This is a genomic window from Candidatus Thiothrix putei (assembly GCA_029972225.1).
In the GTDB taxonomy this organism is placed as follows: domain Bacteria; phylum Pseudomonadota; class Gammaproteobacteria; order Thiotrichales; family Thiotrichaceae; genus Thiothrix; species Thiothrix putei.
The window spans coordinates 1,921,699-1,933,649 of record CP124756.1; the positions used below are offsets into that span (position 1 = coordinate 1,921,699).

The window sequence follows — 11,951 nt, forward strand, 5'->3', positions numbered from 1 at the left end:
CTTCGGCAGTATACCTTACAGCGTCGAGACCTGAACATTTTTAAAGGTTTGAAAATTTGTTGTCATCAACTGGGTCAGTTCTTTCTTGTGATCGGTATCCAGCTTGTCGAGACAGTTGGTGATGGCCGCCTTGAAAGCGGGAAACTTATCATAGTATTTCGAGTACAAGCATTTTTTCTTGACGAACTTCCACAACCGTTCAATCAGATTGAGGTTGGGTGAATAGGTCGGTAAAAATAATAGTTCAATATTGAGCCTTTTCGCACAGGCTTTTTCCAATAATTCACACACGCTGTTAGCGTTGATATAGGAGTCGTTAGTGATCGTGATGAGTTGTAGCGTTATCGCATTGAGTGCGCCCAATACGTTGTAGCGTTGTCGACCACAGGGGGCTTTGATGAATACGCGGGAAAATGACCACAAAAACCCCAGAAACGGTGCTAACACGAAGTGGGCGGCATCGACAAAAAAAGGGCGCGTTTGCCCTCCTTAGCCTCCTGAATGCGCGGTTTTAGTTCATTTTCCAGGAACTTTTCTTGTGCTTCCACATCAGCTTTGGCGGGTATCATCCCCACTTTATGGATGTCCATCCCTATTTTCTTCATAAAGACACGTACCCTGTCCTCACTGCGTTTGATGCCTGTCAGCTCCTCAATCTTAGCGGCTGCCGCCTTGCTGGTTGCGGGGGGATATTCACGAAAATAGGCTTCAATCTTGTCTTTATATGCCATCAAATCACTCTGTGGTTTATTGAATCGTATTTCTTTAAGAGCTTCTAAACCGTTAGGTTGTAGGTAGGCGTTTAGGTAGGCAAGCAGCGTGGCTTCTGTAATCCTTTCCAATCGTTTGATTTCCTTATGCGTCAACTGTTGGGATTTCAGGTACAGCACGGACATTTTCTTACGGACTCTGGGATGAGGATGGCGCTCTTTCCAGTAGAACAGCTCCGCTACCTCATCCTCAGTGAAAGTGATTTTTAATGTCATACATTACTCATGGCTGCTTTTGTTACCAGTCATCTAACCATATTTCCTTGATCAAAAAAAACTATTTTATGGCACGGACTGGTATATTATCCAGACTTTCGTAATCCTCCACACGCAACGGTGAGGAGAAGTCCTTGTAAAAGCGGGAAAATGTGCCGTGTGACTGATCGGAATCGAACCCTGTAAACGGTGTTGCGCTGTCGATGAAATATTGCGCCAATAGACGTGCGGTCAGCGATTTGCCAACGCCGCCTTTCTCGCCGCCGATGAAATGTACCCTGCCCATTATTGTCTCCATGATTACTGGTGGTTAAGATGCGCATTATGCAACATTCAAGCCAGCCCGAACCAATTCTCCCAGTTGATGCCGTCCTCAACGACCTCAAACAAGCCCTGCGTGAACGTCACGAAGTCGTGCTGGAAGCCCCACCGGGCGCGGGCAAAACCACCCGTGTTCCCTTGGCTTTGCTGGATGAGCCGTGGCTTTTGGGCAAAAAAATCCTCATGCTCGAACCGCGTCGTATTGCCGCCAAAAATGCCGCGCACCGCATGGCAAGCCTGCTGAACGAAAGCGCCGGCCAAACCGTCGGCTACCGGATGCGGTTGGACAACAAAACCAGCCGCCAGACCCGTATCGAAGTCATTACCGAAGGCATCCTCACCCGGCAATTACAGCAAGATCCATCGCTGGACGGCGTTGGCTTGGTGATTTTCGACGAATTCCACGAACGCAATCTCGATTCCGATCTCGCCCTCAGCTTGTGTTTGAAGGGGCGTGAACTGTTCCGCGATGACAGCAATCCGCTGAAACTGCTGGTCATGTCCGCCACTTTGGATAGCGTTGCGATTGCTAGTTTGCTGGATGATGCGCCAGTGGTACGCAGTGAAGGCCGTACTTACCCAGTAAACATACGCTATGGGCAAGCCGCCAAACCCAATGAGCGCATCGTCGAACGCATGGTTGCCACCCTGCGGCAAGCCTTGAGCGACAACCCTGACAGCAGCATCCTCGCTTTCCTGCCCGGTCAAGGCGAAATCCACCGCACCACCGAAGCCCTCGGCGAATGGCTGGTGGAACGCCGCATCCGTGGCGTGCACTTGCGCCCGATGTACGGCAACCTCACGCTGGACGAACAGCAACAAGCGATTGCTCCATTAACCGCTGCCCACGCGGGCGAACGCAAAGTGGTGCTGGCAACCAATATCGCCGAAACCAGCCTGACCATCGAAGGCGTGGATGTGGTGGTCGATTCCGGGCTGGTGCGCGAAGCCCGTTTCGACCCTGGCACTGGCATGACCGGCTTACACACCACGCGCATTTCCCGCGCCTCCAGCACCCAACGTGCCGGACGTGCGGGCCGACTTGCCCCCGGTGTGTGCTATCGACTTTGGACGGAAAGCCAGCAGGAACAACTTGCCGCGCACAATACCCCCGAAATCTTACGTGCCGACCTCGCCCCACTCGCCCTACAATTGTTGCAATGGGGCGTGGATGATCCGGCGGAACTGCGCTGGCTGGATGTGCCGCCCTCCGGCCTTTGGCAACAGGCATTGGACTTGCTGGAAACGCTCGGCGCGATTCAACGCAAAGGCAAAGCCACGGTGCTGACCGCGCACGGGCAAGTCATGTGCAATCTGCCCGTGCATCCGCGCCTTGCCCACCTGCTGATTTGCGGCGCACAAGCCGGACACTTGAACGCCGCTGCCAACCTTGCCAGCTTGCTTTCCGAGCGCAATCCGTTCAGTCAGGATAATCCCGACATTAGCCACCCGCTGGAAATACTGGCAGGCACAAGCCGTTGTCCGTACCAGCAGCAGGACTGGTTACAACGCACCCGCCAACTGGCAAACCAGTTCGTGGAACAAATCCGCAGCCAGAAACTGCCGGAAAGTGGCGTGAGTTTTTTGCTGCCCGCCACGCAAATCAATGGCTATTTGCTGGCCTGTGCCTACCCCGATCGAATTGCCCGACGGCGGCATTCCGGCGGCTACCAACTTGCTAACGGGCGCAGTGCCGACCTGCCCGACAAACACGCGCTCGGCAATCAGGCATGGCTGGCGATTGCCGAAGTCAGCAGCATGGTGGGCAAAAGCAGTGATACTATCCGCTCCGCTGCCGCACTGGATGACAAGCTGTTTGCGAGTGCATTGGCAGATCAGGTGCGCGAGCAAACCGTGGTGGAATGGGATAACAAAGCGGGGCGTTTCATTGCCGAAGCCCAGCAAAAAATCGGCGCGTTGGTACTACAGCGCAAAGCCCTGCAAGCCGTGCCGAGTGAAGCCAAAAGCACCGCGCTGATCGGTTTCATCCGCAAGCAAGGGCTGGATGTATTGCCCTGGCAGGCGGAACAGGAACAATGGTGCGCACGGATTAACCTGTTACGCAGCGTCGAGCCAGAACGACACTGGCCTGATGTCAGTCGCGCCAACTTGCTGACAACACTGGAAGAGTGGCTTGCGCCGTATCTGAATGCAGTTAATGTGCTGGGTGATTTCAAAAAGCTCGATTTGACCACTATTCTCAGCGGTCTATTGCCGTGGGACATGCAACAACGTCTCGAACAGCTTGCCCCTAAATCGCTTGAAGTGCCTTCTGGGCATTCCATCGCTATCGACTATAGCCAGTCGCCGCCGGTACTCGCGGTGAAATTGCAGGAAATGTTTGGTTGCCAACAAACCCCGACCATTGCCAATGACAGGGTGGCGTTGCTGGTGCATTTGCTGTCTCCGGCGGGCAGGCCGTTGCAGATTACGCAGGATTTGGCGGGGTTTTGGCGCACTTCTTACCATGAGGTGAAAAAGGATATGAAGGGGCGGTATCCCAAACATCCGTGGCCGGATGATCCCTTGCAGGCAATTGCTACGCGCAAGGTCAAACGGTTAATGTGAGACTCGCCGAAACACCCAAGGCTGCAATAAACGCCGGATCGTGCGAGACCACCAGCAATGCGCCGGGGTAATCCGCCAAGGTTTGTTCCAGCAATAAGCGCGAATCCAGATCCAGATGGTTGTCAGGTTCATCCAGCAACAGCAAGGTTGGGGCATTCTCACCCACCAGCACAGCCAGTAAAGCTACTTTCAAACGTTCGCCGCCGCTCAGTTCCTTCAAGGGTTGCAATGTCTTGTCGCCGCGCATCCGCAACCCTGCTAGTTCGGTGCGCAGTAGGGTTTCGCTGGTATCAGGGTGCAAGCGTTGCAGGTTGGTTAGCGCGGATTCGTGCTCATCCAGCAGACTGAAGTGCTGATCGAGATACACGCAACGCCCATGCACTTCGCAAACACCTGAGATTGGTTGTTCCAACCCGGCAATCACGCGCAGAAGGGTGGATTTGCCAGAACCATTCCTGCCTTGGATATGCCAGCGTTCGCCCTGCTGTACGGTGAGGGTCAACGGCGCATGGTGTACGTAAGGCAACACCAGTTCGGAAAGGTGCAGGCACAGGCTGTGATGCGCGGCTTCGGGGGCAGCGCGTAAGGTTTGCGGTTTGATGATCTCCAGCCGGGTTTGGGTAGTGCCCAATTCGCTTGCCAACTGTTCGGCGCGTTGCTGGTGTTGCTGCTTGAGTTTGGAGAGCGTGTTTTCTGAGCGATCTTGTTGCGCATCCATCAGCAATTTGCTTTGCGAACCGGAATGGCGTTGGCGTTCACCCTGTTTGCGGCGATGGGCGGATTTTTCCAACGCAGCCTGTTGTTCGAGTTTTTGTTGCTGGCGGTTGCGTTTGAGCGTCGCTACTTGCTGTTCCGTGGCGGAAACTTGGGCATCACGGATGGTGTGGTAGATGGCGTAATTGCCGCCGTATTCGTTCAGGCCGTGCTGATCCAGTTCCAGAATCCTCTCCACCTGTTGCAGCAATTCGCGGTCATGGGTGGAAACCAATGCGCCCGCCGGGTGTTGGGTCAGCTTCGCCAATAGCCACTGGCGACCTGCGGTATCCAGATGGTTGCTGGGTTCGTCCAGCAGCAGGTAGTGATCAGGTTGCAGGAATGCACGGCACAGTGCCAGCCGGGTTTGTTCGCCGCCACTCAGGTGTTGGATGGGTGTCGACAGGGGTAACTCCAGACCCGCTTCATGCAGTTCCTGTTCCCACAAGGCGGGCAGATGCCAACGGTCTTCGACTTGTGCAAAATCTTCCGCGCTGGCTTCACCGGACTGGATGCGCTCGAAACTGTCATACAACACGCCAACGCCCAAAGCATCCGCCAGGCGCAGACCTTGCAGGCGTTGCAGTTGCCGCACCCAATAGAACGGCACAAGCCAGCGGATGCTGCCGCTAGTGGGTGGGAAATCTTGCGCCAGCAGGGCAAGCAATACTGATTTGCCTTGCCCGTTGCGCCCGACCAGCCCGGTCAATCCGTCGGTCAGGGTTGAGGAAAGCCCGGAAAATACGGTCTTGGTATCAAACTGCTGGGTTAACTGGGAAAATTGGCAGACTACCTGCCTCATAAATACCTCCAAGCATTCTGCCGAGATTTCCGCTCAGCCATTTTGCATCAGTGTTGTGCTTTGGAGTAAGCTACAACCATCATTTTTGGATAATTCTGGAAAGTAACATGACTGCATGGTCGCTGGTACATTACCACTGGAACGCATGACGCTGGCTGATAAATTGGCGCTGATTGAACGGGTGTGGGAAAGTCTGACGCAGAAGAACGCTGATTTTGCATCCCCAGCATGGCATGGTGAATTATTAAGATCCAGATTGGTAGCAGTGGAAAATGGCACGGTGACTTTCCGCCCGTTGGATGAGGTCAAACAACGTCTGCGTCGCCCGACTACCCCATGAGAATTCGGCTTTGCATGAGGGGAGGATGCTGTTGTGCTTGATACGGGCATATTCCAATTCACGCACATTACCCGGCCAGCCGTGGTGCATGAGCGCACGAATCGCGCCGTCCCCAATATCCAGTGCTCGCCCTTGCTTGTTACTGATCTTGTTGACCAGAAAGCGGGCAAGGTCGGGGATGTCTTCCAGCCGTTCGCGCAACGGCGGCATAATGATCGGCATCACGTTAAGGCGGTAATACAAATCTTCGCGGAATTCGCCCGCTCGCACTTCCTGTTCCAGATTGCGGTTGGTGGCGGCGATGACGCGCACATCGACCTTGAGAGTGCGCGTACCGCCGACGCGCTCGAACTCGCCTTCCTGCAATACCCGCAGCAGTTTGGCCTAGAATGCAGGGGTGATTTCGCCGATTTCATCCAGAAACAACGTGCCGCCGTCGGCTTGCTCGAAACGCCCTTTGCGTTGGCTGACCGCGCCAGTAAACGCGCCTTTTTCATGCCCGAACAGTTCGGATTCGAGCAAATTGTCCGGTAAAGCGGCACAGTTGAGTTTGATGAAAGCATTGTTTGCACGGGGTGAATGGTAGTGGATGGCGTTGGCAATCAGCTCTTTACCCGTGCCGGATTCGCCGCGAATGAGTACGGTTGTGTTCCACTTGGCGACTTGCCGCGCTTGGTCGAACACCACCTGCATCACGCGGGTGCGTCCGATCAGGTTGGCGAAACCGGATTCGCCCTTGACCTCGCGGCGCAAGGAGTCGCGTTCCTTTTGCAGTTCCTGCTTGTCGCTGGCGACTTCGTTGGCAAGGACTACATTTTGCCCGATCAGGTTGCCGATCATTTCGAGGAAACGGCGGCGTTCGCCCAGCAAATGCAGTTCGCCTGCATCCGCTGCGCAAGTTGCGTGCAAGCCTGCCCGTGCGGGCTGTTGCTGCTGGAAATGGCTGCCAATGCCCGCGCTGGCAACCTCGACGATGCCGTCACCAAACTGGGGCTGATGGATTGCATCGCTTGCGGCTCGTGTTCCTACGTTTGCCCTGCGCACATCCCGCTGGTGCAGTATTTCAACTACGCCAAGGGTGAACTTGCGGCTCTGGTCAAGGTAGCACCAGTGGTTATGGTCAGGGTTATGGCAGTGGTGCCAGTGATGCTTCTGGATTTGGGCGTGGCAAAGGTGATGCTGATGGTGAGGTTGATTTCACCATTACCCTGAAGGGTAAAGGTAAAACAGACATGGCAAGTGACATGGCCGGTAGTGGTCGTGGCGATGGTGCCAGCAATCTGCAAGGCAGTGGTTATGGCTACGGCAACGCCTACAACAATGTGTACGGCACGGGTAATTCATCACAAGGTGGTTATGGTAACAACCCTTGGGGTGGTTACGGTGGTTATGCCTAACAACATGATGCCGCAGGGGGCGCAAATGCCTCAGATGCAAATGCCGATGATGCCGGGCTATGGTGCTGCCCCCATGCAGCAAGCCCCAAGTTTTGAGCAAATGTATCAGCAGATGTTAATGCAACGTGCGCAAGCCGATGCTTTTTTCAAGAAAGTAGAAGAGCAGCGTAAGGCTGCGGCGGAAAGACAAGCTGCGGCAAAAGCGGCAGCATCGGCTGCTGCACCAGCACCGGCTGCACCGGCTACGCCTGCGGCTGCGACTCCAGCAGTCGATATGCCACCTGCACCGCCAGCGCCTGCTGTACCAGCAGCACCAGCCGCTAAGTAATCGCGGAATCTGTAATCAGGGCGTGTTTATTCACGCCTTGATTATGGTGATAATGAACTCAGCCGACCTGTAACGCTTGCTCTAGTGTTTGCCGGATTTGTGCTTGTTGCTCTTCATCTACAATCATTTCGCAGTCGCGTGTCGTGACATAGAAAATATCCTGCGCTTGTTCCCCTAAGGTGTTGATACGTGCATTATGCACGCGGATACCTAAGCCATCCATTGCCTCACCCAGTCGAGATAGCAGCCCCGGCATATCGCCCGCGTTGATTTCCAGCAATGTCAGGTTTTTTTCGGGTTGCTGGCTAAAAGAAATGCGTGTTGGCACATTGAAATTGCGCAGAATTCGGGGTTTACGATGCATGGGGTGGTAAGGTTTTTCGCGTTCGAGATTGTCAGTCAGGGTATCAATAATGTGTTGCTGGTCAGTGTCATTGATAATGAGCTGATTGTCAGGGCCTAGAATGTGCAGGGTATACAGGTCGAAACCTTCGGTGGTGGAGACGATCCGCGCTTGCACGACGTTGAGATTAAGCTGCTCTAACGATGAGACTACCCGTGAGAAGAGATCGTCCCGATCTTTGCTATACACAAATAATACATTGCTGCTACCCGATACCGTGCGCCGGATATGGATCAAGGTGGGCTTGAGGGCAGCTTCGGTGAGAATATGGCGGGTATGCCACAGCACCGATTCCACGGAATGTTGCAGGTGATAGTCCGCCCCAAATTGGTTCCAGAGTGCGAGGCATTCGGCTTCGTTAAAGCCTTCGAGCAAGAGTGGTTCCAGTACGGCATTGCGTTTTTCTTCGATCAGTAGTGTGCTTTCACGCGACAGCAGGGTTCGATTGCTCAACACGCGGCGGGTGGAATGGTAAAGCTCGTGTAGCAAGGCTTGTTTCCAGCCATTCCACAGTTTGGGATTCGTGCCGCGAATATCCGCAATCGTGAGCAAAAACAGGCAATCGAGGCGGCTTTGCGAGGCAACAATTCCGGCGAACTCCTGAATCACCATCGGGTCACTGATGTCTTTGCGTTGCGCTGTCATACTCATGAGTAAGTGATGACGGACTAGCCAGCTAACCAAGGAGGCATCATGCAAGTTAAGCCCGTGTTCACGGCAGAAATCATACGCATCGCTTGCGCCGAGTTCAGAATGGTCGCCGTTACGCCCTTTGGCAATGTCGTGAAATAACCCGGCTAAATACAATAATTCAGGGTCACGCAGGGTTTTGAAGACTTCTGCGCACAAGGGGAGTTCTTGAGCGCCAACGGCGGTGCTGTAACGCCGTACATTGCGTAATACAAACAGGGTATGCTCATCCACCGTGTACATGTGGAACAGGTCGTACTGCATCCGCCCGACAATATTGGCAAACGCCGGGATGTACGCCGCGAGGATGCCGTAGCGATTCATCAAGCGCATCACAAACGTAATGCCCTTGGGTTGGCGCAAGATTTGGATGAACAGTTGCCGATGACGCGCTTGCTGGCGAAAACTGGCATCAATCCGGTGTAAATTGTGGCGAATCAGGCGGGTAGTATCCGGTGTTAACCCTGTGACCCCCGGTGTCATTTGCAGTAACAGGAAGATTTCCAGCAAGGCGGTGGGGTACAGCACAAAAACATCGGGTGAGTTGACCGAAATCAAGTTACCACGTTTTTGATACCATTCGCCCAACATTTCCGGTAGTGGCGGGTGTTGCGTGAGGATACGTTCACGGAAAATCCCCATCAGCATGTCGCTGAGGCGCTCTAACTCGGTGATGGTGCGGTAATAGCGCTGCATGAAGGCTTCGACAGCCGCATTATTGGTGTCATCGGTATAGCCGAATAAGTGGGCAAGGCTGCGCTGATAATCAAACAGCAAGCGGTCTTCTTTGCGTTTAGCCAGTTCATGCAGGGCAAAGCGAATGCGCCACAGAAATAAGCGGCCTTCCCGCAAGGTTTCAAACTCATCGTATTCCAGTAAGCGGTTTTCGTAGAGTTCTTGTAAGGAGAGCGTGCCATATTCGCGGTACGTCACCCAACTGATGGTTTGGATGTCACGTAAGCCGCCGCGTCCTTCCTTAAGGTTGGGTTCGACACGGTGTGAGGTGTCACCCAGCTTGAGGTAGCGCTTTTGCTGCTCTTCCAGTTTGGCTTGGAAGAATTCACGGCTACTCCACATGTGCTCGGTGGATATGGCTTCATGTAAGCGCATAAATAGCTTTTCGTTGCCACTGAGGTAACGCGACTCAATCAGGTTGGTGATAACGGTCAGGTCTTCACGCGCGGTTTCTAGGCATTCATCCAAGGTGCGTACACTGTGACCTACATCCAAACCAACATCCCAGAGTAGGGTGATGAAGGAGGACAGGCGTTCACAGCATTCTTCCCCCGGCGTTTCGGTCAGCAGGATTAGCAGGTCAATATCCGACGCAGGGTGTAACTCCTGTCTGCCATAGCCACCGACAGCAATCAGCGTGGCACGGTGGTATTGAGGAATACCGTTTAAGCTCCACAAATGCCGTAAGAGTGTGTCAATGAATTCGGCATGATCCGCCAGTAAGGTGCGAATATCTTTGCCCGTGTGAAATTCTTCGCACAGCAGTTTACGCGCATTCCGGATGGCTTGGGCGTAATCGGCGATGTGTAGCGTGTCACGTTCGAGCAGCCGGTCATAAACCTCTAATAGAGGATTGGTAGGCATCATAGGGTGTTACGCCAGTTAGCTTCTTCTTCACGGAGCGTGAGGATTTCAAAGCCAGCGTCTGTTACTAAAATGGTGTGTTCCCATTGAGCAGACAATTTGTGGTCTTTGGTAACAGCCGTCCATTGATCCGGCAGGATTTTCAGGTGGCGTTTGCCTTGATTGATCATTGGCTCGATGGTGAAAATCATGCCTGTCTCCATGATGATTTTATCGCTGTCTTTGCTGTAGTAGTGCAGGATTTGCGGTGCTTCATGGAAGCGGTTGCCAATGCCGTGACCGCAGAACTCTTCGACCACACTGTAGTTATACGCATGGGCGTGGCGCTGGATGGCTTTGCCAATATTGCCAAGTGGCGCACCTGGGCGTACTTCCAGAATGCCAAGGTACATGCATTGTTGGGTGATGTGGCTCAGACGCTTGCCTGCAATCGTGGGTTCGCCGACATGAAACATTTTGCTGGTGTCGCCGTGGTAGCCGTCTTTGATGACAGTAATATCAATGTTTAACGCATCGCCCTGTTTGAGTTTTTTGTCACTGGGGATGCCATGGCAAACTTGATGGTTAATGGATGTGCAGATGGATTTAGGGAAGGGCGGTTCACCGTAATTCAGCGGTGCCGGAATCGCTTGCTGTACATCGACAATGTAGTCGTGGCAGATTCGGTTGAGTTCGTCAGTGGTCACGCCCGGTTTGACGTATTCCCCGATCATGTCCAATACATCGGCTGCCAGTTTACCTGCTACCCGCATTTTGGCGATTTCATCCGCCGTTTTGATGGTTATTGCCTGATCTCGTTGTGTCTTCGCCATTTGTGGTTGTTCCCGGTAGCACTCAAAAGCGTTTCATGGTATAAAGCGCCCGCGAATTCCGCAAATAGTTTTACATTTAATCCACACATACATCGACACGACACGCAGGGTGCTTGCCTTAAAAACAAGTTGCGTTTGTTGGGATGTATGGAGGCATAACCCATACAGGAGCTTATCATGCCTAAAGTTACCATGCGCCAAATGCTCGAAGCTGGCGTTCACTTCGGTCACCAGACCCGTTACTGGAACCCTAAAATGGGTCAGTTTATTTTTGGTGAGCGTAACAAAATTCATATCATCAACCTTGAGCAGACACTGCCAATGTTTAATGATGCGACCAACTTTATCGGTAAGTTGGCAGCAAAAGGCGGCAAAATCATGTTTGTCGGTACGAAGCGTTCGGCACGTGAAGCGGTTCAGGATGCGGCAACTGCTTGCAAAATGCCTTATGTTAACCACCGCTGGTTGGGTGGGATGCTGACTAACTTTAAAACCGTTAAGCAATCCATCAAGCGCCTGAAAGATCTGGAAAAAATGGCTGAAGATGGCACTTTTCAGAAGCTGGGTAAAAAAGAAGTGCTGATGCTGACTCGCGAATCTGAAAAGTTAGAGCGCAGCCTTGGCGGTATCAAAGACATGCGTGGCCTGCCTGATGCGATTTTCGTGATCGACGTAGGCTACGAAAAAATTGCAGTTCAAGAAGCTAACAAGCTGGGTATCCCGGTTATCGGCGTGGTGGATACTAACAACTCCCTGCAAGGTGTTGATTATGTCATTCCGGGCAACGATGACGCGATCCGTGCTATCCAACTGTATGTTTCTGCTGCTTCTGATGCGGTTAGCGAAGGTCACACGGCGGCGGCTATTGCCCCAGAACCTGAAGCACCTGCCAGCACGGAAGAAGTGGCTGCTGACGACGCAACGACTACCGACGCTGCTGGCGAATAAGCCA

10 protein-coding genes and 2 pseudogenes are annotated in these 11,951 nt (G+C 53.3%); 5 read left to right on the forward strand and 7 right to left on the reverse strand.

Annotated elements, in window-relative coordinates:
- Positions 1-15: 15 nt before the first annotated feature.
- The 3 genes and pseudogenes from QJT81_09975 to QJT81_09985 all read right to left on the reverse strand — a co-directional run bounded on the left by QJT81_09975 (position 16) and on the right by QJT81_09985 (position 1,272).
- A pseudogene (locus tag QJT81_09975) lies at positions 16-264 on the reverse strand (transposase).
- A gap of 176 nt (positions 265-440) precedes the next feature.
- Positions 441-986, reverse strand: coding sequence for a hypothetical protein (locus tag QJT81_09980; GenBank protein WGZ96265.1), 546 nt, complete (start codon positions 984-986; stop codon positions 441-443).
- A 61-nt stretch (positions 987-1,047) separates the two neighbouring features.
- Positions 1,048-1,272: a hypothetical protein gene (locus QJT81_09985; protein WGZ96266.1), complete on the reverse strand. Its 225-nt coding sequence runs from the start codon at positions 1,270-1,272 to the stop codon at positions 1,048-1,050.
- A gap of 38 nt (positions 1,273-1,310) precedes the next feature.
- On the opposite strand from QJT81_09985, the gene hrpB reads away from it, so the two are divergent.
- Positions 1,311-3,875: an ATP-dependent helicase HrpB gene (hrpB, locus tag QJT81_09990; GenBank protein WGZ96267.1), complete on the forward strand. Its 2,565-nt coding sequence runs from the start codon at positions 1,311-1,313 to the stop codon at positions 3,873-3,875.
- On the opposite strand, the gene QJT81_09995 is transcribed toward hrpB, so the two are convergent.
- Together QJT81_09995 and QJT81_10000 are read right to left on the reverse strand one after the other, a co-directional pair.
- Complete coding sequence (locus tag QJT81_09995; protein ID WGZ96268.1) at positions 3,859-5,430, reverse strand: ATP-binding cassette domain-containing protein; 1,572 nt, start codon at positions 5,428-5,430, stop codon at positions 3,859-3,861. The two genes, hrpB and QJT81_09995, sit on opposite strands and share 17 nt — an antisense overlap.
- Before the next feature lie 487 nt (positions 5,431-5,917).
- A pseudogene (locus QJT81_10000) lies at positions 5,918-6,436 on the reverse strand (sigma 54-interacting transcriptional regulator).
- Positions 6,437-6,673: 237 nt separating this feature from the next.
- On the opposite strand from QJT81_10000, the gene QJT81_10005 reads away from it, so the two are divergent.
- Genes QJT81_10005 through QJT81_10015 form a run of 3 tightly spaced genes read left to right on the forward strand, consistent with a single transcriptional unit; the run spans position 6,674 to position 7,495 of the window.
- Positions 6,674-6,982 carry a 4Fe-4S dicluster domain-containing protein gene (locus QJT81_10005; GenBank protein ID WGZ96470.1) on the forward strand — a complete coding sequence of 103 codons (309 nt, stop codon included), beginning with the start codon at positions 6,674-6,676 and terminating at the stop codon, positions 6,980-6,982.
- Positions 6,983-7,002: 20 nt separating this feature from the next.
- Complete coding sequence (locus QJT81_10010) at positions 7,003-7,167, forward strand: hypothetical protein (protein ID WGZ96269.1); 165 nt, start codon at positions 7,003-7,005, stop codon at positions 7,165-7,167.
- A 25-nt stretch (positions 7,168-7,192) separates the two neighbouring features.
- Positions 7,193-7,495: a hypothetical protein gene (locus tag QJT81_10015; protein ID WGZ96270.1), complete on the forward strand. Its 303-nt coding sequence runs from the start codon at positions 7,193-7,195 to the stop codon at positions 7,493-7,495.
- A gap of 58 nt (positions 7,496-7,553) precedes the next feature.
- Here QJT81_10015 and glnD read toward each other — a convergent pair whose 3' ends face one another.
- Together glnD and map are read right to left on the reverse strand one after the other, a co-directional pair.
- Positions 7,554-10,190 (reverse strand): [protein-PII] uridylyltransferase, encoded by a 2,637-nt coding sequence (glnD, locus tag QJT81_10020; protein ID WGZ96271.1) that lies wholly within the window; start codon positions 10,188-10,190, stop codon positions 7,554-7,556.
- Positions 10,187-10,999 (reverse strand): type I methionyl aminopeptidase, encoded by an 813-nt coding sequence (gene map, locus QJT81_10025; GenBank protein WGZ96272.1) that lies wholly within the window; start codon positions 10,997-10,999, stop codon positions 10,187-10,189. Before map ends, glnD begins: the two co-directional genes overlap by 4 nt.
- Before the next feature lie 177 nt (positions 11,000-11,176).
- Here map and rpsB point away from each other — a divergent pair, with 177 nt between their 5' ends.
- Complete coding sequence (gene rpsB, locus QJT81_10030; protein WGZ96273.1) at positions 11,177-11,947, forward strand: 30S ribosomal protein S2; 771 nt, start codon at positions 11,177-11,179, stop codon at positions 11,945-11,947.
- Positions 11,948-11,951: the final 4 nt, after the last annotated feature.